General features: G+C 37.6%; 25 protein-coding genes. 3 read left to right on the top strand and 22 right to left on the bottom strand.

All coding sequences use genetic code 11. The annotated features are described in order from the left end of the window. Positions 1-10: 10 nt before the first annotated feature. Positions 11-238 (bottom strand): acyl carrier protein, encoded by a 228-nt coding sequence (locus RGT18_RS01130; RefSeq protein WP_006526768.1) that lies wholly within the window; start codon positions 236-238, stop codon positions 11-13. A 19-nt stretch (positions 239-257) separates the two neighbouring features. Further along, on the bottom strand, positions 258-1,799 hold the full coding sequence (locus RGT18_RS01125) for an MBOAT family O-acyltransferase (RefSeq protein WP_028077772.1): 1,542 nt from the start codon (positions 1,797-1,799) through the stop codon (positions 258-260). Between the two features lie 205 nt (positions 1,800-2,004). On the opposite strand from RGT18_RS01125, the gene RGT18_RS01120 reads away from it, so the two are divergent. After that, a complete protein-coding gene (locus RGT18_RS01120) occupies positions 2,005-2,895 on the top strand; it encodes a fructose bisphosphate aldolase (RefSeq protein ID WP_006526766.1) in 891 nt (296 codons plus the stop codon). A gap of 254 nt (positions 2,896-3,149) precedes the next feature. On the opposite strand, the gene msrB is transcribed toward RGT18_RS01120, so the two are convergent. Then, entirely contained in the window at positions 3,150-3,629 is a 480-nt protein-coding gene (gene msrB, locus RGT18_RS01115; protein ID WP_051240921.1) for a peptide-methionine (R)-S-oxide reductase MsrB, read from the bottom strand. 57 nt (positions 3,630-3,686) lie between these two features. Between msrB and pyrR the strand changes: the two genes are divergently transcribed. Then, positions 3,687-4,223: a bifunctional pyr operon transcriptional regulator/uracil phosphoribosyltransferase PyrR gene (gene pyrR / locus RGT18_RS01110; RefSeq protein ID WP_006526763.1), complete on the top strand. Its 537-nt coding sequence runs from the start codon at positions 3,687-3,689 to the stop codon at positions 4,221-4,223. A gap of 29 nt (positions 4,224-4,252) precedes the next feature. Here the strand turns inward: pyrR and RGT18_RS01105 are convergent, their stop codons facing one another. The 17 genes from RGT18_RS01105 to RGT18_RS01025 all read right to left on the bottom strand — a co-directional run bounded on the left by RGT18_RS01105 (position 4,253) and on the right by RGT18_RS01025 (position 19,850). Continuing rightward, positions 4,253-4,615, bottom strand: coding sequence for a class Ib ribonucleoside-diphosphate reductase assembly flavoprotein NrdI (locus RGT18_RS01105; RefSeq protein WP_028077774.1), 363 nt, complete (start codon positions 4,613-4,615; stop codon positions 4,253-4,255). Positions 4,616-4,697: 82 nt separating this feature from the next. Continuing rightward, entirely contained in the window at positions 4,698-5,498 is an 801-nt protein-coding gene (locus RGT18_RS01100) for a methyltransferase domain-containing protein (RefSeq protein WP_028077775.1), read from the bottom strand. 4 nt (positions 5,499-5,502) lie between these two features. Continuing rightward, positions 5,503-6,126: an ECF transporter S component gene (locus RGT18_RS01095; protein WP_028077776.1), complete on the bottom strand. Its 624-nt coding sequence runs from the start codon at positions 6,124-6,126 to the stop codon at positions 5,503-5,505. A gap of 12 nt (positions 6,127-6,138) precedes the next feature. After that, complete coding sequence (locus tag RGT18_RS01090; RefSeq protein ID WP_156022790.1) at positions 6,139-7,488, bottom strand: MATE family efflux transporter; 1,350 nt, start codon at positions 7,486-7,488, stop codon at positions 6,139-6,141. Between the two features lie 54 nt (positions 7,489-7,542). Next, positions 7,543-8,892 (bottom strand): DUF349 domain-containing protein, encoded by a 1,350-nt coding sequence (locus RGT18_RS01085; protein WP_028077778.1) that lies wholly within the window; start codon positions 8,890-8,892, stop codon positions 7,543-7,545. A 60-nt stretch (positions 8,893-8,952) separates the two neighbouring features. Then, positions 8,953-9,486: a TetR/AcrR family transcriptional regulator gene (locus RGT18_RS01080; RefSeq protein ID WP_028077779.1), complete on the bottom strand. Its 534-nt coding sequence runs from the start codon at positions 9,484-9,486 to the stop codon at positions 8,953-8,955. A gap of 120 nt (positions 9,487-9,606) precedes the next feature. Next, on the bottom strand, positions 9,607-12,294 hold the full coding sequence (mgtA, locus tag RGT18_RS01075; RefSeq protein WP_028077780.1) for a magnesium-translocating P-type ATPase: 2,688 nt from the start codon (positions 12,292-12,294) through the stop codon (positions 9,607-9,609). A 107-nt stretch (positions 12,295-12,401) separates the two neighbouring features. Then, positions 12,402-12,890 (bottom strand): P-loop NTPase family protein, encoded by a 489-nt coding sequence (locus RGT18_RS01070; protein ID WP_028077781.1) that lies wholly within the window; start codon positions 12,888-12,890, stop codon positions 12,402-12,404. A 5-nt stretch (positions 12,891-12,895) separates the two neighbouring features. Beyond that, on the bottom strand, positions 12,896-13,414 hold the full coding sequence (locus RGT18_RS01065) for a GNAT family N-acetyltransferase (RefSeq protein WP_028077782.1): 519 nt from the start codon (positions 13,412-13,414) through the stop codon (positions 12,896-12,898). A 1-nt stretch (position 13,415) separates the two neighbouring features. Continuing rightward, positions 13,416-13,883, bottom strand: a complete 468-nt coding sequence (locus RGT18_RS01060) for a hypothetical protein (RefSeq protein ID WP_037403642.1) — start codon at positions 13,881-13,883, stop codon at positions 13,416-13,418. An 81-nt stretch (positions 13,884-13,964) separates the two neighbouring features. Further along, positions 13,965-14,981 (bottom strand): 2-hydroxyacid dehydrogenase, encoded by a 1,017-nt coding sequence (locus RGT18_RS01055; protein ID WP_028077783.1) that lies wholly within the window; start codon positions 14,979-14,981, stop codon positions 13,965-13,967. 72 nt (positions 14,982-15,053) lie between these two features. Continuing rightward, entirely contained in the window at positions 15,054-16,124 is a 1,071-nt protein-coding gene (locus RGT18_RS01050; protein ID WP_006526751.1) for an AEC family transporter, read from the bottom strand. Between the two features lie 204 nt (positions 16,125-16,328). After that, on the bottom strand, positions 16,329-16,949 hold the full coding sequence (locus RGT18_RS01045) for an RDD family protein (protein ID WP_028077784.1): 621 nt from the start codon (positions 16,947-16,949) through the stop codon (positions 16,329-16,331). A 2-nt stretch (positions 16,950-16,951) separates the two neighbouring features. Next, positions 16,952-17,257, bottom strand: a complete 306-nt coding sequence (locus tag RGT18_RS01040; RefSeq protein WP_006526749.1) for a PTS sugar transporter subunit IIA — start codon at positions 17,255-17,257, stop codon at positions 16,952-16,954. Between the two features lies 1 nt (position 17,258). Further along, positions 17,259-18,002, bottom strand: coding sequence for a copper homeostasis protein CutC (locus RGT18_RS01035; RefSeq protein ID WP_081659495.1), 744 nt, complete (start codon positions 18,000-18,002; stop codon positions 17,259-17,261). After that, positions 17,999-18,952 carry a glycosylasparaginase gene (locus RGT18_RS01030; protein ID WP_028077786.1) on the bottom strand — a complete coding sequence of 318 codons (954 nt, stop codon included), beginning with the start codon at positions 18,950-18,952 and terminating at the stop codon, positions 17,999-18,001. The genes RGT18_RS01035 and RGT18_RS01030 overlap by 4 nt, the downstream gene beginning before the upstream one ends. 16 nt (positions 18,953-18,968) lie before the next feature. Further along, positions 18,969-19,850 carry a YitT family protein gene (locus tag RGT18_RS01025; protein ID WP_006526746.1) on the bottom strand — a complete coding sequence of 294 codons (882 nt, stop codon included), beginning with the start codon at positions 19,848-19,850 and terminating at the stop codon, positions 18,969-18,971. Positions 19,851-19,960: 110 nt separating this feature from the next. Here RGT18_RS01025 and RGT18_RS01020 point away from each other — a divergent pair, with 110 nt between their 5' ends. Continuing rightward, positions 19,961-21,868: a BglG family transcription antiterminator gene (locus RGT18_RS01020; protein WP_162141216.1), complete on the top strand. Its 1,908-nt coding sequence runs from the start codon at positions 19,961-19,963 to the stop codon at positions 21,866-21,868. Between the two features lie 113 nt (positions 21,869-21,981). Here the strand turns inward: RGT18_RS01020 and RGT18_RS01015 are convergent, their stop codons facing one another. Together RGT18_RS01015 and RGT18_RS01010 are read right to left on the bottom strand one after the other, a co-directional pair. Beyond that, positions 21,982-23,070, bottom strand: coding sequence for a DUF871 domain-containing protein (locus RGT18_RS01015; protein ID WP_028077788.1), 1,089 nt, complete (start codon positions 23,068-23,070; stop codon positions 21,982-21,984). Continuing rightward, the gene (locus RGT18_RS01010) at positions 23,067-24,200 is read right to left on the bottom strand and encodes a Sapep family Mn(2+)-dependent dipeptidase (RefSeq protein WP_028077789.1); all 1,134 of its coding nucleotides are present in this window, start codon (positions 24,198-24,200) and stop codon (positions 23,067-23,069) included. The genes RGT18_RS01015 and RGT18_RS01010 overlap by 4 nt, the downstream gene beginning before the upstream one ends. Between the last annotated feature and the right edge of the window lie 51 nt (positions 24,201-24,251).

Here is a 24,251-nt window from a genome sequence, read left to right as displayed (position 1 = left end):
TGATGCAAACTTATTCAGCTTGTAATCTTTGTACCATTGCAAGTAACGCAGCAGCACTATTGAAGTTTGCTGGTACAATATCAGATGCTGGAATCTGAATGTCATAATGATCATTCAAAGCACTGATGATTGATAAAATATCAAATGAATCTAATACAGCATCATCAATCAATGTTGTGCAGTGTTCAAAATCCGCATCATCTTTAATATCGTTTAAAATTTCTAATAGTTCTTCCATGTTTTTTCTCCTTTTGACGCTAGAATCCAGCGTACATCATTTTGATAATATCATATCCCGGTCCATACGCACCGAAGAATATAATATAGAATATCACAAGATACAGAATACTCCACCGTATAACGAGTGGTTTTGATTCAAATACTTTGCGAATTGGATAACCGATTTCTTTTAAGACATCCACAATCACCACAATCACAAACGCAACCCCAACTGTAATGTAATCCCACGCATCCATACCAAGATACGGAATAGTTGACCAGGCATCCGCCCAATCAAAGCGTGTAAATAGGGATTGTATCATCGTGACAATCTGTTCTCCAGAAGAAGCCGCAAAGACCATCTCACCAAAACATACAATAAACATTAACTTTACAAAACGGAAGATACGATAACCAAATCCGTTTTGGTTAATATGGAACTTCTTGCAGAAGTTCTCGGTTGGTTTCTCCATAAATAATTCTACGAATATCAAGATGAAGTAGTAAATACCATACAGAATGTAATTCCACTGTGGACCATGCCACAAACCATTTGATATCCATACACAGAACAATGCAATTGCAGGTCCAATATACTTCGCGACTGTCTTACCGAGATGCTTTTTACACCACTTGGTCAACTTCATCACAGGCTTCGAGAGTGATACTGGATAGAAGATATAATCTCTAAAGAATGTACCTAATGTAATATGCCAACGATGCCAGAAATCCGATGCCCCTTTGGCAAAGAAAGGCTGTGTAAAGTTCTCTGGTAATACGATACCGAAGATTCTTGCACTACCAATCGCAATATCGATGGATCCTGAAAAATCCATATAGAGCTGAATCGTACAAAAGATTGCGACAACAAGCACAAGTCCACCTGATGAATCATGTGATGAAAAGATTGAAGATACGACAGGTGCCAAATGGTCCGCAATCGCAACTTTCTTGAATAATCCCCACAGAATACGCTCAAATCCAATAATCATATTCTCCTGTTCAATCGGCTTTCCTTCTGTCAAAGCTTCACCAATCTCAGAGAAACGAGCAATAGGACCTTCCACCAGTGTTGGAAAAAATGTCGCAAACAACAATAACTTTGCGTAGCACTGTACTGGTTCAATCTTTCCACTATTAATATCCGCAAGATACGAAACAAGCTGTAATGTATAGTAACTAATTCCAATTGGAACCAAAATCTTTAACGGTGTAAATGATTGCTGGAACACCGCAAAGATTCCTGTCGCAAAAAAGTTTGTATACTTGAGTCCTAATAACACCGCAAAGTTCAACAAGATTCCAGCTGTTAAAATACGTCTCTTCTGTTTCTTAAATACCTTTTTATCTACACCATCCGGTGCCTTTTTCATCGCACCTAACTTCTTACCGATGAAGAAGGTAATCAGGGTTGTAGCCAAACAATATACTACCAACCACTGCGACCAGACTCCAAAGAAGACCAGATTTGCCAGTAACAGCACAATCCATCGATACTTCTGTTTCATAATCTGATATAACAACATCGTAATCGGCAGAAATATAACTAAATAACCTAAAGCGTTATACGATAAATTCATAAGTTAATATCTTTCTATTCCTACAAAATAACATTCAATATTATAAAGTAGTTTTACAAAATTACACTATTTTCTACTGAAAAAATATTATTTTTTTGCATATTTTCACATGTTTCCCACTGTCATCACATATTTTGAACTATTTTACAAAAAAAGGACTATAATATGTATAGGGGTTAGCCATTACTAACCAGGAGGTAAGATAATGAATCAACAACAATTAAAACGAATGCATTCAGATTTAGGATTTATTGCTGCCTTGGACCAATCTGGTGGATCAACACCAAAAGCTTTACTCGCATATGGATTAGACCAGACAGCTTATGCAAATGACGAGGAGATGTTTGACTGTGTACATCAAATGCGTACACGTATCATCAAAACACCATCCTTCAACAAAGACGGTATCTTAGCCGCAATTCTATTCGAGAATACAATGGATCGTACAATTGATGGCAAATATACCGCTGACTATTTATGGCAAGAGAAAGGAATTGTTCCAATCTTAAAGATCGACAAAGGTTTGGCTGAAGAAAAGAACCACGTCAAACTGATGAAGCCAATCCCAAATCTTGCGGAAACACTCAAACACGCCGTCGAAGATCGTCATATCTTTGGGACGAAAGAGCGTTCTGTTATCTACGATTACGATGAACAAGGTATTCGCGATATCATCGCTCAACAGTTTGATATTGCCCTACAGGTATGGCATGCTGGTGCAGTCGCAATTATTGAACCGGAAGTAGATATCCATAATCCACACAAGGCAGAATCTGAAGCCTTTATGTTAGAAGTCATCAAGGAACATCTTGCAAAATTGGATTCTGATGTAAAAGTGATGTTTAAGTTGACAATTCCAACTGTGAATAACTTATACGCTGATTTAATGAAGGATCCACATGTAGTACGTGTCGTTGCACTATCTGGTGGATACTCACAAGAGGAAGCTTGCCACTTACTCTCACTCAACCACGGTATGATTGCGTCCTTCTCACGTGCCTTTGCACAAGATCTACGCTACCAACAGACAGACGAAGAATTTGATGCAACTGTAAAAGCAGCTATCGCCAAAATCTACGCAGCTTCTATCGCATAAACCATAAATATCATATACTCTATACCTGTGCGCATACAGCACAGGTATTTTTATATGAAAAGCATAAAATGTTGTTAATAAAAAAGTTATGATAATGTCAAGAATTATAAGGTACAATATGTGTAACTCATTTGATATAAACGAATGATGACTTACTCAACAATACAATTTACAAATCACTTAGCTGGTTCACTTCCAACACAACAGCGATATTCTAAATACTGAGAATATCAACTAAATCGTTGAAAAGAGCGTTATTTATCTAAAAGTTCTATATAACTGCCATAACCTTCTGCTTCCATCTTTTCAACTGGAATAAAGCGCAAGGAAGAACTATTAATACAGTAACGCAAACCACCCTTATCACGCGGACCATCTGTGAAGACATGTCCTAGATGACTGTCCGCATAACGACTACGCACCTCTGTACGAATCATGCCAAACTGTAAATCAACCTTCTCAGTAATCACTTCTGGAATAATTGGTTTAGAAAATGCTGGCCATCCACAACCAGAATTGAACTTATCTGTGGACAAGAATAATGGTTCTCCCGAAACAATGTCCACATAGATACCCTTCCGAAATAAATCATCATACTCATTTTGATACGGGCGTTCTGTCTTCGCATTCTGCGTTACTTCATACTGTAACGCGGTCAACTTCTCTTTTAGCTCTTCTTTTGAAGGTTTATTGTATTCTGTTTCTAATATATTTTTTCTAATTTTTTCGTTCATAGGATTACCTATCACTTTCTAACTAATTTTTTGTATAATGGGAATGCGAGGTATGATATGGAACTGATTACAGAACTCATGGATCAAGCACAAATAGAGCGTTCCCTAACACGTATCGCTCATGAGATTATTGAACGAGATAGTTCATCTCCCAATGTATGTTTAGTCGGCATCAAACGTCGTGGGATTCCACTAGCACATAAGCTGGCAGAAAACATCAAGAAATATACAAGTGTTGAACTTCCTGTTGGTGAAGTGGACATCTCTTTATATCGAGATGATCTGACGGAACTAAGCGAAGCGCCAAAGACAACCAACATCATTTTACCTGATAATATTCAAGACTATGTTGTAATCCTTGTGGATGATGTTATCTACACTGGCAGAACGATTCGTGCTGCGATTGACGCGGTATTCTCGCATGGTCGCCCAAAGGCAATACAACTTGCAGTACTGATTGACCGTGGTCATCGTGAATTACCAATACGACCAGACTTTGTTGGTAAGAATGTCCCAACCTCTCGTGATGAACTCATTGATGTTTCCATCGATGGTATCGATGATGAAACAGTTGTAAAACTCTATAAACTATAAAACATCGGCAAACCGATGTTTTCTTTTCGTTATAAAGCCGCAATCGCAGACTTGATCTTAGCGTGGTCTTCTTCAGTTCCCTGAACATCAACCTTAGCAATTAATACACCACCAAAGTCCTTCACAATCTTATCACCAGCCGCAGCGAATGTGTCCGCATGACGAGCCATAGAACCAGTCGCCACAACACCCTTTAGGCCAGCCTTATTGTTTTCTAGGAAGCTTTCAACTACACCTGGAACTTCCCCATAACCATCCGTATATGTGAAGAGTACATAATCTCCATCAACCTTTTCACTACCGTCCACGATTAACATCGCATCTGTATAGCCTAACTTCTGTCTTACTAATTCATCTGTATTTCCCATTCTTGTCGCAAAAACGATTTTCATTTTATATTTCTCCTTTTTGTTTGTTATCACTAACTGATGTCTATAACGTACCATTACTCATGAATCTTTGCAAAATATATGCTCATGCTTTCTGGAGAACTAAAACTTGTTTTGTACAAATATGATATTGTTTTACAAATATCTCTACATCCTTAAAATAGTTTAACAAATAATTTGTATAATCCGATTGGTAATATGCTTGTTGACTTACTAGCTTAATATTCTGATTGCCATTTAGAATAAACTGTTTGATCGATGCACTATCAACCAAATAGGATTCATTGCTCTCACGTAAGATGGACTGCTGTCCCCAAGTTACGTGTAATAAGATATTGTACAAATCATCTACACTTGCTTGGATTGTGTTTCCTTTCACAACAACTTCAGATAAAAAGATTGCGTGTTCAGAAAGCTCCTTGATCCATTGTTTCACTTCTTCTATCTTTGTCGGAATCACTTCAACTCTAGCAAGGGTTTTATCTTCAGGTGCACACCAATCCCGAATAATTAGCTTTCCATTTTCACTCAAATGGGAAAGCACCACATTCATTGTGTTCGCTGCTTCGTTACGTGAAAGATACGAAAGTAATTCATGGAATACACTCGACATAAAGATAATATCGAATTTCATATCCGTACTCTTCAAAAACGCAAGATCAATACAACGAATCCCCTTTTCTTCCAGTAACATCTGTACCTGTCTCGAATTATCTAGCGCATAATAATTCGCTTCAAAATAACGTACATATTCATATACATCTTCACTTGGCCCTGATCCAAAGTCCAATACACACATCCCTTTTTGAACTTGACCATCCAAAGCACTTAACTTATCACTCATCGTTGAACGCATGCGTGCATAGTATGATTGTTCATTATACATGCACTTATTTTCCTAACTCTAATTTATCTAATACTGGACGAAGAACACGCATCATTGTAGGAATGATAATGCCTGCCACAATCATCTCTAAGATACCATTGCTTGTAATTACAGTAATAATTACTGTTGATACGGCCAATCCCGTTACATTTGCGTAAACCTGACCGAAGAAGAACCATATCATCCCCATGACCATAAGCGTATGCAATAAGGTCATACCAATCGCAACGATAGATTCTGCGATAAAGTTATTCTTCTTAGCTTTCTTAAATGTGGTATACAACAAACCAGAAAGATATCCTAATAGGATACGTGGCGCAAACGCAATGAGTAAACTCCAGAAATTCCCATGAATATCACCTACTGAATAGAATGGTGAAAAGCAGAAACTCGTAATCGTTGGTGCGAAGGTTGCCTTTAAAAAGCTAGTCATCCCAAATACAAAGCCCAAGATTGCGCCTTCTGATGGTCCCAGTAAGATACCCGCAAAGATGACTGGTATATGCATTGTAGTAATGGAAATCGCACCTAAGCTAAGATAACCAATAGGTGTCATTGCCATGATGAGCTCAATCGCAATAAACATACTCAGAATTGTCATTTTTTGAATTCTTGTTTTATTACCCATTTGAATGCCTCTCTATATCTTATACTCTACCCATTTCCCTTGATGGAAACGAATTCGTAGTAACGTAAATCTTGTCAACTGATCCGATAATACACCCAACCAAATGCCCACCAAGCCAAGTGAGAATACGGAGGTTAATACCCAGGTTAAAATTGGTCGGATGATAGCGACACTAATCAGTGCCACAAACAATGTATATTTTACATCACCTGCACCTCTTAAGCATCCACCATAAATAATTTGTGATATCTGAAATAGTACAATAATTGCCACAAAGCGAGCAATCATAACACCCATCTCGATTACGGTTTCATCCGCAAAGAAGAACTGATTCAGTGTTCTTCCGCCCACTAACAAGACCACCGCAAATACAACCGATATTACCACACCGATTAACTGACATGCATGCCCATAGGTCTTCGCAAGGTCTGGTTTCTGTTGTCCAAGACTCTTACCAATTAACGATACCGCTGCCACTTGCATACCATCACCAAACGCAAAGCCCAACGACAAGATATTCATACCAACCTGATATGCCGCAAACTGGTCAGTACCCAGTCTTGCCGCAAGCACAGCAGTCGTCATAAAGCCTACACGCATGGCCCAGTTTTCAAAGAGAATATTCGCACCCAACTTTTGAATCGCATTGAATGACCAAAAATTCGGTTTGATTTTCTCTTCAAGAATATAAGGTATCGATACATAACTATCTTTCTTAAATAGCGAGTGAATACTCATACCACACGCAAAAACAGTACCTAGTACCGTCGCAAATGCTGCGCCAAATAGCCCCCATTTAGGAAACCCAAAGTTACCACCAATCAATAGATAATTGAAGATAATATTCACGATGGATGATGTAACATTTGTGACCATCGCAATCTTCGTGTTACCTGCACCACGTTGTGCCGCATTGATTACCAGTGATAATACATTGAAGATCATTCCGATCTGTATCACCCTAAAGTAAATCACTGCACTCTCATGCGTATCCACATTCGAACCACATATCGCAATTAACGGATCGGCAAAAATCACTGTCAAAACTGTTAACACAATACACAACAACAATACGATTACTAGTGCAGTCACTAATACCTGATTTGCGTTTCGACGATTATTCTGTCCAAGTCTTCGCGCAACTAAGGCAGATACTGCTACGTTAATCGCAAAGAAGAAGCTAAGACTTAGATACTTTGGTTGAAGGATCAACCCTGTAGCCGCTACTGCATATGTACCCATAGAGGAAACCATGAGTGTATCGATAATACCCGCAAGAGACACAAAAACACTTTCCAGCACAGCTGGCCATGCCATACGTATCGCTTCTATATAATGTTCTCTGGCGATATTCTTCAACATTTCTCATTCCCCCATTGACTTGAAACCTCACTCCAAATGAAGTGAGGTTTTCAATTATGCATTTAATTTCTTTTCAATATCTTCGATATCGTTCTTTAACTTCTCTAAGAAAGCCTTCTTTTCTTCAACCTGACGCTGAATACCGCGAATTCGTTCATAGTCACTTGTTTCATATTCCTGTTCTTGAAGTCTATTGATTTCTTCTCTTACAATTGGAAGTTGTGATTTCTTGTAGTCAAAGGCTTCCTGAAGACGCTTTTGACTATCTTCACGCTTACCATTCCAGAATACTTCTTTTGCCTGTGTGAATGTTTCCCACAATGCATCATTCTGTTCACTTCCAGAATATCCAGCAGCACGCCACTCCTTATCAAGTGCCTTCATACGATCAGTCTTCTCACGACCATAATCCTTTTCAGCAGCGATTGTCTTCGCTTCTTCGATTAAGGCATTCTTGATACGGATACTTTCCTTCTGCTTTTCATCACGCTCTGTAAAGAACGCTGTTCTTTCATCATAGAAGCCCTGACGTGATGCGTTAAACTCATTCCAAAGTTCATCATCCTTACCACGACCTGCACTACCGATTGCCTTCCATGCGTCCATGAGGCCGTTCATCTTCTCAGATGTTTCACGGAAGTTGTCAGTCTTCTTTGCAAGTTCCTTTGCCTGCTTGATTAAATCAAGTTTCTTCCCTTCATTTTCGGCATGTACTTGGGTTAGATTATCAAAATAGTTGCGACGTTTATCATTGAATTGGTTACGATAGCCCTTAAACTGTTTCCATAAGGAATCATCTTCCACACCTGCATTGCCAAGTGTTTCCCATTCATCCTGTAGATTTCTAAATTCTGCTTGTGTTTCCTTCCAGTTTGTGGAATCTGCTAAACTAGCAGCCTTTTCAATTAACTTTTTCTTCTCTTCTGCATTTAGACTTTGACGCTCGCTTCTAGCGTTGAACTTTTCTAACGTCTTACCAAACCAGATAGCATACTCCTCATCCTTTGGAGTATTCCAGTTTTCGATTGCTTCGAATTGCTTACGAACTTCTTCAAACTCTTCTACAGTAGAAATATTCTCTGCTTGACGACATAATTCCTGCTTCTTACGAAGATCATTTTCCATATCTTCAAGTGCAGTATCATTATGAGAAGTACCGTATTCTACGCCACCTCCTAAATATGCTGGCTTGCGCCAAGAGAACATTCTGTATTCCCCATTTGTCTCAATACCAAACCATCTACCATGACCATCGTTTTGATCCTCTTTTGGTAATACAAAATTGCCATTTTCGTCCTTGGCACCGTATAGGACTTCCACAACCTTACCATCAAAAGTCTTGTGTGCTTTAAAGCTGACCTTTGCTAATTTCTCATCAAATCCTTCTAACGTTTTCCAATTCATTGTATTTCCTCCTATTTGTCGTGTAATACGAAAATCCCTAATAAATATTATACATGATAATTAAAGTGTTTGATGTTCACGTTTTACATGTTCGTAAACAATTTTCGCTACATCCTCAACATTTTCTTTTTTGCCATTGCGCATCCACACAGTATAGATGTTAAATAACGCACCTGAATAATAATACAAGTGATATCTACGTAACTCATCTTCACCCTGCTCAAATACGTAGCTATCGATATAGTAATTCAATCCATCCTGTAGGATAGAGGATAAATTCGATTGGTCTAAACATTCAATGAAGCGTTCATAATTACAGAAATATAAAAAACCTGCAAGAATCATTTCATACGAACGTACTTTTAAATCCTTTGCTCGTTGTACGCGAACAAATTCATCAACAATCATCTTCATATAATCGCTGAATATCTCACGCTTACTACTATAGTTTCGATAATACGTCATGCGTGATACACCTGCTATACGGCAGATTTCTGTTACTGTAATATCATCATACGCTTTGGTTTCCATCAAACGTATCAGTGCTTCACTAATACACTGACGATTGAATGCATTTTGTTGTTCCTGTTGCATAAATTCTCCTGATAGTTGTATTTTAACATATTTGGTTATCTTCCTACCACGTCCGATACCCATCAAGCATCAACAAAAAAGAATATTGAAAACAATAGATTCCAATATTCTCTCGTTTATTTATAACCAAGAACCATATTTCTTGATATAGGACTTCTTTACGATTTCAATCGTAGTACTGTAGAGTGCCAAGATAATAATCAAATACATAAAGTATTCAAATGGCATTTCTGTAAATACAGTATTCTTTAGATTATCAAATAAATCTGGAATTGAAATACCTACAAAGATACCAAATGCAGATGCTAGAGCTAATCTAGAATCACACTTCGAATCAATGATTGGACGTTTCGATGTACGAATAAACTGTACAATCAAAATCTGAGAAATCAGACCTTCAATGAACCAACCTGTCTGGAAGTAATTCTGCATAGCCAATGTATTATATCCTAAGATAAACCATAATACTAAGAACGTCAGTACATCAAAGACAGATGAGAAGCCACCTATAACATTCATGAATGAAACAAGTGAAGCACTATTCCACTTATGCGGTGTCTGTAGAAATTCGTCATCGACGTTATCCCATGGAATCGCAATCTGTGTGAAGTCATAAATCAAATTCTGAATCAAAATCTGTAATGGTAGCATCGGTAAGAATGGCAAGAAGATCGACGCAATGAGTACAGAGAAGACATTACCAAAGTTACTAGATAATGCCATCTTCATATACTTCAAAATGTTTCCATAAATACGCCTACCTTCATAAATACCATTGAGAATAACTGTCAAGCTCTTCTCCAACAGGATAATATCCGCACTAGCTTTAGCAACGTCCGTCGCATTATCAACCGAGATACCAACATCCGCATCGTGTAGACTTGGCGCATCATTCACACCATCACCCATATAACCAACTACATGACCATTATTGCGTAACGCATCGACAACACGTTTCTTTTGCATTGGAGATAAGCGAGCAAAGATATCATTCTTCTCTACAACAGAAGATAATTCCGCATCACTCATATTCTCTAAATCAGAACCTGTAACAGCACTCTGATCACCAACCTTCATACCAACAAGCTTGCATACATGTTCAACAACAACAGGCGCATCACCAGAAATAACCTTCACATGAACACCAGCATCATACAAACCACGAATCGCTTCTTTCGCATCTGGTTTTGGCGGATCTAGGAAGGCAATGATTCCTAAGAATGTCATATTCGTTTCATCTTCCGCATGGAAGGCTGTTGTATCACCTACACTCTTCTTCTTTGCGGCAACGCCAATCACATGCATGCCTTCCTTATTTAACTGTTCTGCAAGTGCGTTGATTTTCGCAAGATCTTCTTCGTGAATATCCATATATTCTTTCTTCACACGAATACGACTACAGCACTCTAATACAGACTCTAAAGCACCCTTTGTAATAAGCACTTCATCCTTTGGCATTGGAAGGATTTCTTCGACATCTCCACCCAAGTGCTCACCACCTGGATTAGAAATTAACACACTCATTCTGCGACGTTCAAAGTCATATGGAATTTCATCAGACTTCACATACCCACCAGCATATTTTTGCGCATTACTCTCTTCCCCATACGCTAAAATTGCTTGGTCAATCAGATTCTTAACTCCCGTTGAATAGTATGCATTCATCCATGCATAATTCAATACTAAATGTGAATCCTCACCATTTACATCAAGATATTTTTGAAGAACAACATGGTCCATCGTTAGTGTCCCGGTCTTATCGGTACATAGAACATCAATGGCACCTAGATTTTGAATCGCAGACATGTTCTTAACAATTGTCTTCTTCTTTGCTAGGAATTTTGCACCCTTAGCAAGTGTTCCGTTGACAATCATCGGTAACATTCCCGGTGTAATACCTACCGCAACAGAGATAGAGAATAAGAAAGCCTCTAACCAATTCTTCTTAACCAAACCATTGATTAATAACACGAAGATAACCACCACAATCATGTAGGTAATTAAGATCCTTGTAATCTTCGATAAGCTCTTATCAAAATCTGTTTCTTTCTTCTTTGTATGAATTGTAGAAGAAATCTTACCTAGATAAGAACTCGTACCGGTACGTACCACAACACCAACACCCGTACCGGAATTCACAGTGGAGCCACCCAAACAGATATTGTTTAATTCTGCCGCATTGACAATTCTATCATCAACACCTTTATATTTCTCTACCGGAATGGATTCCCCTGTAAAGGCAGAAACAGAAACGAATAAGTCCTTACTTTCAAGAAGGTATAAGTCACCACTGACAATATCACCAGACCCAATCAATTGAATATCACCAGGAACTACTTCTTCCACTGGTACTTCTCGAACTTCTGTGCCATCTTTTCCTGGAACCTGAATTCTAACCGTATCGTGCTCCATCTCTTTTAACTTCTGCATATCACGGTAGGAACCATAGTCTTGGAAGAAACGAATTACGGCACTCATACACGCCAATGCAAGAATAATTGATCCAGATAAGATATCCGACTCCACAACAAAAGTCACAATTGCTAGCACAAGTAAAACGACAATAAACGCATCTGCAAAACTATGTACAAGGAAATATACCCAGCTATGTTTCTGCATTGCAGATAAATCATTATAGCCATACTTCTCTAATCTCTCTTCTCTTTCTTCATCGTTAATACCATTTCGTGTACAAGCTAATTCCTGTAGAAGATTCGATTCCTCTGTTTTCGCTATTTGTTGAAACTCTTGTTCAACACCAATTGACTTAGGCATAGGACCTAACTTCTTATTATTATTTAGAATCATATCCCTCACCTCCTCTTTCATTTACACAACAATCTTAGTTACTATCACAGGATACGTCAATGAATATTCCATCAAAAAAATCACAACAAAGTTGTGACAAATAACAGCTATTTTAATGACTCTAAATACGTCTTCGCATCCTTACGAGTATGGAAGATATGGATATCCTTTCCCTTATATTTCGAAAGAAGTTCTAAAACTTCTGGTCTATCTTCCTTCTCATAATTTTTTACAAATTCAATCAGATCTTCATCTATTTCATCTTCTACCCACGGCATGTCTGTACGAACCTTACCAACCCGTTCATAAATTCCTTGAATACATACGTCTACTGGATAATCCAAAAAGAAAATAGTATCACATGCTTGCATGCGCATTTCCATAGAAGAGCCATAATTCCCATCTATGATCCACGCATCTTTTTTAATCACTTCACGAACCCGCTTCAAGAATACAACTTTCTCCACTGTTGTTTTATCTGCATTCCAGTTTAACTGATCCAAGTGAAATAGTGGAATCCCAGTACATGCATGCAGGTGTCTTGCGAATGTACTTTTACCACTGCCACAGCATCCAATTACAATTACTTTCTTCATCCTACCTACTCATCCCGGTCCTTATAATAACATAATAAATCAATCGGACCATATACCGCATGATGTAATCCTTTATGTTCCTTTCCTTCATATACAAAGCCTAGCTTTTCAATTAATTTCTGCGAGGCTTTGTTGTAAGGAAAACAGGATACACTAAACATCTGTACCAAATCATGTTCAAAATAATAGTTTATCAATGCCTGCACCGCTTCGTATGTATATCCTTTTCTACGATAGCTTGGATTCATCACAAATCCTAACTCATAAGAAGAAACTGCTCTATCATCATCTTGAAGGTTAATCATTCCTATCATCTTTTGATTTTCCTTCAAGATGATACTAAACCGTTGTTGCTTACATAGGATTTCCATTAACGCTAGATACTGGTTATCCTGCGATTTACTCGCATGATAACCACCATCATCTAAACTTGTCTGTTCATCAGACATAATCTCAAATAAACCATCTTTGTCAGAGAATTCAAACTTGCGTAGAATTAAACGCTCCGTTTCAATTCTATCCATATTACTTCCCTTTCGCACTTTCATAGCCAGTCTCAAAGCTGAAGATACCTGTATTGATTTTAAAGTTTGCGTTGAACTTACGCTGGCTTTTGCCTTCTTTATTTTCCCTTTCCATGAGTGCTTTGCCTCGTGATGTAATTGTGACATTTGGAAGTTCTTTCTCCAATTGATGTATATCAAAAGAAGAAACCATCGCATTCTCAATGAGATACTGATAACCATCCTGTAATTCTTTCTCACCAATACCCCATTTTACCTTTTTATATACAACGCCTTCTTTGAGTTGGTTGATCATATCCATCAGATAACAAAGTCGAAAGCGGGAAACTGGTGGTTTTTCACATTCATCAGGAATCACCCACCTACCTCTTTCATCCTTCTCTGCTAATGGTATCACGCCATCCGCACATAACTTCGTTACTGTCTTTGCAGAACATTCCCATTTCTGAGCAGCTTGTTTTGTGTTCATAATAAATTCTCCTGTATATTCAAATTATATCATTTCCCAGGAAAACAAAAGATACTCTCTCGAGTATCTTAAGTAAGATGATTATTTAGCTTCAGGAAGAGCTATAAGATTCTTTGTAGTACCTGTAGTTAGAATCTCATTGAAGTTATCCATTGAGTATTCAATCATGTTTGCTAAAGCTTCATCTGTATTAGAACCGATATGTGGTGTTACCAATACCTTTGGATACATCTGTACTAGTTCACGAACAGTAGGATCAGAAATCTCTGCAGCACTAGCTAGCTTCTTGAAGAAAAATGATGTTTCGTTAGCGAATACATCTGTCCCATATCCATCTAGCTTACCAGACTTAAGAGCAGCTAAGATTGCTTCGTTATCCTGTAATTCACCACGAGCAGTATTTAAGAAGATTGAGCCATCCTTCATCTTACTAAAGAATTCAGCGTTAGCCATCTTATCGTTCTGACCAGGGAAGTAAGGAACGTGCAAGCTTACGATATCAGACTGTGCAAGTAATTCATCAAGAGTTACATAGTCAAGTACTTCTCTGCATGCATCATTTTCATACACATCATAACCAATCACCTTAGCGCCTAAGCCCTTATACATCTTAGCTTCTGTGAAACCAATTCTACCTGTACCGATGATTCCTACTGTACAGTTACGAATTTCCTTAGAGAAATATGTTGGTGAAACAACGAAGTCACCAGAAGCAGTTGCGCTAGTAGCAGCAGCCATATGACGTAATAACATCATACCTAATGTTAAGGATAACTCAGCGATAGCATTTGGAGAGTAACCAGGAACACGTGCAACGATTAAACCTAAATCTGCAGCAGCCTGTAAATCAATATGGTTGAAACCTACTGTACGTGTAAATACATACTTAATTCCATAGCCCTTTAACTTTTCTAAGTTCTGACGGTCCGCAACACAGTTACCACGCAATAAGACCGCGTCAGCGCCTTCACACTCAGTGATATTCTCATGAGTTGTTAAACCCTCAACAAGCTTTAAGTCATAGTTATACTTATTGTACTTGTGGAAAAAATCTACTTCATTTGGTCGAACACCATAACATACTACTTTAAATGACATAATTCTACTCCTTCTGTTTATTATTTATGAAAGCGGGACACTCATCCCGCTTTATTATAATACTATTCTTATTTAAAAGATTCCTAAATGTCCAATTAATTCAACGATAACAATCCAAATAGGAGCCATAATAACAGCTGCTAATGTTGCAATCAATGAAGTGTTAGACGCAACGAGAGCACCCTTGTCAAAACGAATTGCATAAGAAGCCGCAACTGTTGCTGGAGGTGTAGCCATCATAATAACTGTTGTACCTAAAGAAACAAGGTTAACTGGTAAGATATGAGTTACTGTTAAAATTGCTAATACAACGATGTTGAATGCAGGGATAATCAATAACTTAATGAATGTATAGTAAACTGCCTTCTTGTCTGTCATTGCATCCTTGAAGCTTACTGAACCAAGTGTAGAACCAATTGCTAACCAAGCAAGTGGAGAAGCTAAACCAGCTAAGTAAGTTAAAATCTGAGTAATCTGTGGAGATGTAAGGTCTAAACGCATGAATGAAACAGACTTATTAACCATTTCACCTGATGCCGCATCCTTAACAGCTACAGTAACCTGTGGTAAATATGCTTGTGCTAACCATAAGAATAGACCTAAGAATGTAGCAATAACGATTGGATTTAAGAACATAGACTTGATATTCTTAGATGTCATCTTTAATCCACTCATCTTGATATATCCATAAGAATATAAGAAGATTCTGTAACCAATGTTGAAGATAGACGCATATAACGCACCTTCTGCACCATAAATTGCACTTACGATAGGAATTCCAAAGAAGGTTGTAGAACCAAAGATACTTAGTACGCGTAAAGCATCCTGTTCGTCACCTTCAAACTTCGCATAGAGCGGAATTGTTAAGAAGATGAGTAAGATGTAAATTACGATACCCCAGATTAATACATTTAAACCCTGTGTAAATGTTTCTGGTTTGATTGGTGCCATAAATGACTTAAATGCTAGCGCTGCAACTGATACAGAAAGTACAACCTGTGTTAATACTTTCGCCGTGTGATCATCGAATACCTTCTTACGACGCATAACATAACCTAATAGGATAATCGCTATGCTAGAAACGATAGCCGAACTGATCTTTTCATTTGATAATGTCTTTACAAAGATATCAAAGAAATTCATGTGATAGTCCCCTCTTTCAAATATATATTTCAATATTTACGCGACTTAGTATAGCAAACCTCGACTTTCATTTCAATCCCTCATACAAGGTTGAATAACTCACTATCTAATAATGGATATTTTATGATTGCTTTTCATACATCGCAAACATGCACGCATATAAAGACCTATTATTTGTATTAGAATGGGATAATTTCACTAGCTTTATAGTACCTTGCCACCTGCAACATATTCATCCTTCATGATTGTCTTAGAAATCTTGTCATGGAAGAATCGATATTTTCCTTTATCCATCAATGCCATAATTAGCGAAAGAATGCTACTGATCGCACTTACGATATAAATGATACGACTAATATCCTCAGCCATAAAGATGCCAAATAAGATACCGCTCAGAATGACACCAAAAGCATCATAGAACAAGCCTTCGCATAATACTGATCCTACGAAGTAACGTAACGCAAAGTCCTTCAACGTAGCTGGTTCACCATTCTCACGCACAACTTTAATCTGCATTACCTTCTGCATCACCGTTGAACCACCCGTAATCTTGGCAGGCACAAAGACAAAGTAGAATCCATGTGTGACAAGCACACTTAACAATAACACGATAATCTGTGTTGGCTGTATACCTTCAAACCCGTTGAGAATCTGAATATTTCCGTTATTCATCAATCCATATACAATTCCTGTCACAAAGAGTGACAAACGATTTGTAATAATAAAATCAATTATAAACGCGAATCCTCTTCTAGCAAGAAAAGCATTTTGATTATTCTGTGTATTTTCAGTTATTTTCTTTCTTAATTGCTTATTTTTACTCATGCCTACAATCCTTCCGCAAATAAGATCTCCTCTTCTACGATGATCTTAAGTGTTTCAATACTCATTAGCTGATCTTCCGCATGAACCAATAATAGATTCACACTGATATTTTCGCCACTCGCTTCCTGTGTAATCAGTTCCGCATGAGCTTGGTGTGCTTTATTGAAGAACTCCTCTGCCTCCTGCATACACTTTTTCGCTTCTTCCACATTTTTTCTTTTTGCATGTCGATATGCATTCAAAAGGGAATTTCTCGCTTCTCCTACCGACGCAATAATTTTAAAGCAGATTAACTCTAAGCCTTCCATTTTACTTACCTCTCAATTCCTGTACGATACATTTTACCTTTTCCAAACTAACGCAATCATAGTCATCACTTTCGTGATAGGCATAACTCACATTTCCAACTGTTGTGGTGGGATCTTTACACCATTCCTTACAACTACCATGGAATTGATGAATTCCTGTTTGTTCTTTTAATGTTCTAATATTATCCGCATGAATACCGCTACCCGCAAGTAGCTCAATCTGATTGCCAAATTCACTTTGTAATTTTGCAATTGCTGAGATGCCCTGTAGTGCGGTTGGCTGTAAACCACTTGTCAAGATACGATCAACACCACAAGCAATTAATAGTTTGATTGCCTGTATAGGGTCAGCCACACAATCAAACGCACGATGGAACACGGCTTCCTTTTGATAGCGATGGATTAATTCAACCATCTTTTTTGTTTCGGTTACATTGATTGTCGCATCAGAATTCAGAAAACCAAAGGAAATTCCATCTGCCCCATTTTCTAATAAGATTTTGGCATCTTCAAGCATTGTCTCTATTTCGACATCATCATAACAAAAGCCAGCTGCCCGAGGTCTATCCATACAGATAACCTTGAGTGACGTCCTTTCTTTTACAAGCTTTAACATCGCAAGACTAGGAGTTAGTCCACCAAGATATAAAGCACTATTTAGTTCAACACGATCTGCACCGCCAAGTTGCGCATTGATACAATCCTGCACACTTCCAGCACACACTTCAAAGATATCTATTTTCATTCTTGAATCGGTGCCATCCTTTCTTGCATGTATTGGTCCATCCACTCTTGACTAGCAGCTGTAATCACTGTCTTACCATCGATACAATTTGCTAGATAAACTTTGGCTTCTTCGTTTTCGCGATATATAACAAATGAGAAGTTTTGAATATTCGTAGCACAACCGTAATTACCATCTTTATCAATTGCCACAACACTAAGATCACCTGCAAAGCCGCGGCTCTTTTTTAGTTTCGCATCTAACTCATCTACTGTTCTTTGGCAAGCTTCTTGTGGGTCCATTCCTTCTTTCATCTTACGTACGATTTCATAAGAGATACATCCCTTCATCAAATCTTCGCCAAGACCAGTCGCGGTAGCTCCACCAACCTCAGAGTCAGCGTAGAAGCCACCCCCAACGATAGGAGAATCACCAATACGTCCAGCCTTCTTCATAAATAAACCACTCGTAGAAGTTCCTGCAACAATCTTTCCTGCACTATCTAGTGCAACTTCACCAACAGTATCATGGCCATCATATGGTTTTAGCTCCTGCTCGCGAACTTCTTTTACACGTTTACGATAATGTTGCTTGGCCCGATCTGTTAACATTGTCTTTCTTTCAAAACCTTTTTTGCTAGCATACTTTTCAGCACCCTCTGCTACAAGTACACAATTGACAGTATCTTTTGATAACTCTTTGGCAATGGAAATAGGATTTGCGAAATCTTTAATACCAGCTACAGCCCCCATAGCCATTGTATTTCCATCCATATATCCTGCATCGAGTTCAACAATCATCTCTTCATTTGGTAAACCACCATATCCAACAGATTTATAGTATGGGAAATCCTCTACACAGCGTATTGCATGTTCAACCGCTTCCCCGCTGCTCTTACCTTCTTTTAATAAGTTACCTGCCTCCTGTACCCCTTCAAGTGCCATTCGCCAAGTCGCAATTATCGCCCACATCAAAATATCCTCCCGTCTAGTCTATCGGTTTCCGATAAAAACCGCCATAGAAATCATCAGTTCTATATACATTTATGATTGCACGAGGATCAACATTTAATATCAAATGTGCAATCTCCTTCACTTCTAATGTCGAAACAACAGTATTCAACATGTAATTCTTTTGATGAGAATATCCTCCATAGCTTTCCCAAACCGAAATACCATGACGATATTTCTTTGTATAGACAGCTACGATTTCTTCAGGCATCTTACTTGTTATCTGTATCGTGCTTCGATCATATCTTCGATACAAGCTTTCAATAACTTTAGTCGATACAAACTGCATGATAATGGAATATCCTGCACGCTCCCAACCCGACACAAAACCAAAGATACATAACAAGATACAGTTATATACAAAGACATATGTCCAAATACTCTTACCCGTCTTATTTGAAACATATAATGCAATAAAATCTGTACCACCCGTACTTGCATTGCCTACTAACGCAGCCACAATTCCTAAGCCATACACCACACCACCAATAACGATGTTTAACATGATATCATCAAACAAAATATCAAATTGAAATACCGTTAAGAATATTGACACACATGCAAATTGCAATGATGATAGTATAGTAAACTTTGTTGAAATAGACTTACCACACAGTATCGCTACTGGTACATTCAGTAATACAATCATTAGCGCAACTGGTATTTGTATTTGATGTTGACTGCCTATAACATTTATTAATATTGCAAGACCCGTAAATCCACTCGACAACAATCCGGCAGGTCTTAAAAAAACTTTTAAGGCATAAGTTTGCAACAAAGCCGAAAAGATGACACAGAGAATACTGAACACTAAACGGATCGATTGTTTCTGCTTAAAATCGATGAGTTTCTCTTTCATTCTACCCCTCTTTTTTATATTACTATTTTAATAAATTATCATATAGATTCCTATGTTTTGTTTTCCTACTATTAGGAAAATATTATTCCATGCTACGAAAGGTGATTATTATGAATAAACGACAAGAAAAGATTCTTCACATTCTACGTGAAGAAAACAAATGGTTCACTGCTAACGAACTCGCCAAATTATTATCTGTATCTAATCGTACGATTCGTTCTGATATTGATACAATCAATAAAGTTTATTCTGAGAAGCTAATTACCTCAAATCTTCGAAGTGGATATGCTCTCATCCCTGAAAACTATAAACAATTTCAATCGAAACGACAGAACTTATTGCAGAGCTCATTCGAAAGAAATTTGTATATTCTAAAGTCCCTTCTTTTATCACGTGATTCTATCTATATCCCTGATTTATTAGAACAGTTATGCATCTCCGAATATACTCTTGATGCACATCTTAAAGAGATCCGTAAACAATTAGCAAATTATCAAAATCTCAAACTCAAGAAATCATCAAACCATCTCGTCCTATTAGGCTCTGAAAATGAACTACGCAAATTATACAAACATCTTCTCATGGACGAGACCAAGCAGAATTTCTTAAATATCAACGAGCTAGCAAATCTATATCAAAACTTTGATTTACTCAGATGCAAAAGCGAGTTAGAAAACTTACTGCAAGAACACAAGTATGTAATTAACGCAAATGCATTGCCATCCATATTATTGCATATCAGTATTTCTATTGATCGTATTCTAAGTGGGAAATACATTGAGTCAACATACACAAGTTCCAAGATTCACAATGCCATTGAATATAAAATTGCCAAAGAATTCTACGAACAAATTGCAATATTATATCAAGCGCAGGTCATTGAAAGTGAAGTCAATATCCTTGCATTATTACTGATGGGAAACAATCCAGCACAAATCAGTGATGCAGAAATCTCCAACTATATGCCCGATGGGTTACTCTGCAGTGACATCGTCAATGAATTGATTGCTTTTATATACGGTCATCACGGTATCGACTTCTCTAAAGATGATGACTTTAAGCTCGGTTTAACACTCCATCTCCAATCGTTAATTGAGCGCAGTATTAGTCAAACCCATACAGCCAACTTATACCTACAAGAAATTAAACGTAAGTTTCCACTGATTTTTGAAGTAGGGGTAAGTACTGCAACCTTCCTTGCAAATAGGCTACACATCAATATCACTGAAGATGAAATTGGCTTTATTACTTTACATCTAGGACTTGCATACGAGCGTATCTATCATTCCAAAAAACTCAGAGCGATATGGATTTATCCGTTAGGTGAAACAGCCTTCTATACACAACGTAAAAAGATTGAAACGATATTCTATGAACATATTGAGATTGTCAAAGTATATGCATACTTTCAAGAGGAACTCATCCTTGCGGATGAACCAGACTTATTAATATGTTCAATTCCATTACGTCATAAGCTCGAGATTCCAACGGTCGAAGTTTCATTGCTCTGCAGTAAAGATGATGAAGCTAAACTTTTCGAAATGATTCATGAAATTGAAAGAACGCGTACACAAAAAGAGTTCTATACAAATCTAAAAGGATTAATTTCAAAAGAGTTCTTCTATAATCATCAACTCTTTAATACACCACAAGAGATTCTACAGTTCATGTCAAAAGAACTCCAAAAGGCTTCTATTGTGACTGATGCATTCTATCCGTCCGTGATGCGGCGTGAAGCACTATCACCAACATCGTTTAATTTTAACTTTGCAACACCACACCCAATTGATTCCTCTTGTCTTAAATCCGCAATCTCAATCATGCTATTAGACAAACCAGTACTATGGGGCAAGTATGAGGTACAGCTTATTTTCCTACTAGCAATTGATAAACCCGATACCACAACTCTCAAACCATTCTTCGATTGGGTCGCCTCTCTTACAGAAGATTATGAAAAGCTATCTCACTTAATTTCGAGCAACACATATGAGGAATTCATTAGTTATCTCATTTCATAGAGTCAAAAAAGAAGATGTCTTTAGGATAGCTCGTCCTGTTTCATCTTCTTTTCTTTTATCATTATATTTACAGACATCAATAGCCCTGTCATTCAGAAATATAATTTAGGATACTACAATGTAAATTTAAACTTCTGCCAAGGCTTTAGACTATCAAGGATAAAGAGTTCCTCTTCACGAATATGTCCAACAACATTGGTTCTTCCACTATTCTTCATATCCTGTAATGCAATCTGTAGTTCACCAGCATATGTTCCATATTCACTACTATCAATCAATACATCGCCACGATGAATCATATCCGGAGCATGGAACACATCAAAATGATGACCCCTGTATTTCACTCTACTTTGGCTTGAACGAATCATGCATGGATTTAAATCTCCTCGATTTAAATGAAGTTCTTCTAATACAATCTTCTTTTCTGTTTCCGGAATATTCGCTTCTAGTACAACTTTGAAATTTACAACATCTAAGCAAACATGCTTTAACGCTTCCTTTTCTGCAGCACTTGGATAACAGTTTGCGATAATAATATCATCAATTAAATCTAATACGACTAGATGTTTTAGTTGAATATCAATCGGCATATGACGATGCATTTCTAATGTACATAAACCATCCGTTGTAGGCCATGGTCCATACGCAGCCTTTTCCAAAGAGCCGATAAACGCAGCTGTTCTTAGTCCATAGTGACTAAACTTTTCAGAACACTTTAAGAAGAAATCCAAATCCAATCCCGTATAGTCATGTGGATAAAAATTATGACATGCGCACAACTGATAACGATTTGGTTTATAGTCCATGATTGTATCAATTGTATGTGTACTTGAACTCATGTTAATTTCTACTTTCAACCCATATGGATTATATGTCATAAGTGCTTCTTCAAAACCACTAAAACCACCATCCATGCGGATACCATCCGCATGAATATCATGGAAAAATTTCAAATCTGTATAACTGACACCCAATTCTTTAAATACAGACGGATTTACATCTAAGATGATTTCATAACCAAGACTCTTTGCGTAATCATGAATCTTTGTAAACTCTTCTTTGATTTCATTTGCCGGTTTTCTTACAGATAATAAGCAAGAGAAAATTCTCTTTGCACCGATTTCACTCATTTCTTTTAGATATGCAAAGATCTCTTCAATACTACTTTTTTCTGGGTAAATAGAAACTCCTAGTTTTCTCATAATTTTTCCTCCTCTAATGGATTTTCAGGTATTTGCTCTGTACACAATTTATATAGTGTCCATGCATATATTTTTGCACACGCAACCAAATCATCAATATTGACCCATTCATTTGGCTGATGGGCAATTCCATTTTGTCCTGGGAAACTTGGTCCATACGGAATAATGGAATCACAAACGTGAGCATATGTTCCGCCTGTTGTTGTAGTTGGTTGTGCGCTTGTATCTGTTGCCTCTTCATACGCCTTCTGCATTGTCTTTACTAGCCACGAATTTTTATGGTGTAGCACTACGGGGGAATTGGATACCAATCTCACTTCTAAATCTACTGCTTTTATTTGAATTTGCTGCATGATCTTATCCATATCACAAGTTGGATAGCTAAGTGAGAAGCGAATACCCATCTTATCCTTAGCATGCAATAACAATTTATTGCGAATCTTCATCTCACCAAAATGCTCATCCTTTACAGCAATACCCAATCTATCACCATTGACATTCGCATTCATGAAATACTCATTCGCAAATTCAATTACTTTCTGTTCATCACCCCAGACTTCAATGACCGCTCTACCACGTTCACCATAAATAGCAGGAAATTTATTATCCGGTGTAAAACCTACAAGTGGTTTTTTCTCATGTTGCAAGAAGTAATGCATATCTTCCATGCCAGTTTCTTCATTTGTTCCAAAGATGATATGTATCGCTGTCTTTGGCTGCACCCCTAAATCTTTTAATGCAAGCATGCCATACATTGCCGCAAAGAGTGGGCCCTTATCATCTAACGCTCCACGTCCCCAAATTCTTCCATCATGGATTGCAGCGGAAAAAGGCGGATCAATCCAACCATCACCAACTTCAACAACATCTACATGCCCAATAATACCAATATATTCCTCACTATTACCGAAACTGCCATAGCCCATATAACCATCTACATTTTTCGTTGGCAGTCCCTCTCGTCTACAAATTTCAAGTGCTTTTTCCAAAGCATTTGCAGGCCCAATTCCGAAAGGCTTTTTCTCTTGTGGCTCACCACGTCTTGAATCAATTTGTACCATTGTACAAATGTCATCAATCATATCTTGTTTCCGTCTTTCAACCTGCGCAAATATCTCTTCCTTATTCACAATTAATCTCTTTTCTTTTTAATTCAATAAACATGTATGTTTATATTTTTC

The sequence above is a fragment of the Solobacterium moorei genome (assembly GCF_036323475.1).
Taxonomy (GTDB): Bacteria; Bacillota_I; Bacilli_A; order Erysipelotrichales; family Erysipelotrichaceae; genus Bulleidia; species Bulleidia moorei.
This window is presented reverse-complemented; position numbering and strand designations above follow the sequence as displayed.

Coding starts and splice junctions, on each gene's coding strand:
- RGT18_RS01045 (WP_028077784.1), bottom strand. CDS start 16,949: ATGAGTAAAAATAAGCAATTAAGAAAGAAAATAACTGAAAATACACAG.
- RGT18_RS01040 (WP_006526749.1), bottom strand. CDS start 17,257: ATGGAAGGCTTAGAGTTAATCTGCTTTAAAATTATTGCGTCGGTAGGA.
- RGT18_RS01090 (WP_156022790.1), bottom strand. CDS start 7,488: ATGTTGAAGAATATCGCCAGAGAACATTATATAGAAGCGATACGTATG.
- mgtA (WP_028077780.1), bottom strand. CDS start 12,294: ATGATTCTAAATAATAATAAGAAGTTAGGTCCTATGCCTAAGTCAATT.
- RGT18_RS01100 (WP_028077775.1), bottom strand. CDS start 5,498: ATGTATAATGAACAATCATACTATGCACGCATGCGTTCAACGATGAGT.
- msrB (WP_051240921.1), bottom strand. CDS start 3,629: ATGAACGAAAAAATTAGAAAAAATATATTAGAAACAGAATACAATAAA.
- RGT18_RS01095 (WP_028077776.1), bottom strand. CDS start 6,126: ATGGGTAATAAAACAAGAATTCAAAAAATGACAATTCTGAGTATGTTT.
- RGT18_RS01125 (WP_028077772.1), bottom strand. CDS start 1,799: ATGAATTTATCGTATAACGCTTTAGGTTATTTAGTTATATTTCTGCCG.
- RGT18_RS01105 (WP_028077774.1), bottom strand. CDS start 4,615: ATGAAAATCGTTTTTGCGACAAGAATGGGAAATACAGATGAATTAGTA.
- RGT18_RS01025 (WP_006526746.1), bottom strand. CDS start 19,850: ATGAAAGAGAAACTCATCGATTTTAAGCAGAAACAATCGATCCGTTTA.
- RGT18_RS01050 (WP_006526751.1), bottom strand. CDS start 16,124: ATGAATTTCTTTGATATCTTTGTAAAGACATTATCAAATGAAAAGATC.
- RGT18_RS01035 (WP_081659495.1), bottom strand. CDS start 18,002: ATGAAAATAGATATCTTTGAAGTGTGTGCTGGAAGTGTGCAGGATTGT.
- RGT18_RS01070 (WP_028077781.1), bottom strand. CDS start 12,890: ATGAAGAAAGTAATTGTAATTGGATGCTGTGGCAGTGGTAAAAGTACA.
- RGT18_RS01120 (WP_006526766.1), top strand. CDS start 2,005: ATGAATCAACAACAATTAAAACGAATGCATTCAGATTTAGGATTTATT.
- RGT18_RS01055 (WP_028077783.1), bottom strand. CDS start 14,981: ATGTCATTTAAAGTAGTATGTTATGGTGTTCGACCAAATGAAGTAGAT.
- pyrR (WP_006526763.1), top strand. CDS start 3,687: ATGGAACTGATTACAGAACTCATGGATCAAGCACAAATAGAGCGTTCC.
- RGT18_RS01030 (WP_028077786.1), bottom strand. CDS start 18,952: ATGTGGGCGATAATTGCGACTTGGCGAATGGCACTTGAAGGGGTACAG.
- RGT18_RS01060 (WP_037403642.1), bottom strand. CDS start 13,883: ATGAACACAAAACAAGCTGCTCAGAAATGGGAATGTTCTGCAAAGACA.
- RGT18_RS01020 (WP_162141216.1), top strand. CDS start 19,961: ATGAATAAACGACAAGAAAAGATTCTTCACATTCTACGTGAAGAAAAC.
- RGT18_RS01085 (WP_028077778.1), bottom strand. CDS start 8,892: ATGAATTGGAAAACGTTAGAAGGATTTGATGAGAAATTAGCAAAGGTC.
- RGT18_RS01080 (WP_028077779.1), bottom strand. CDS start 9,486: ATGCAACAGGAACAACAAAATGCATTCAATCGTCAGTGTATTAGTGAA.
- RGT18_RS01065 (WP_028077782.1), bottom strand. CDS start 13,414: ATGGATAGAATTGAAACGGAGCGTTTAATTCTACGCAAGTTTGAATTC.
- RGT18_RS01015 (WP_028077788.1), bottom strand. CDS start 23,070: ATGAGAAAACTAGGAGTTTCTATTTACCCAGAAAAAAGTAGTATTGAA.
- RGT18_RS01130 (WP_006526768.1), bottom strand. CDS start 238: ATGGAAGAACTATTAGAAATTTTAAACGATATTAAAGATGATGCGGAT.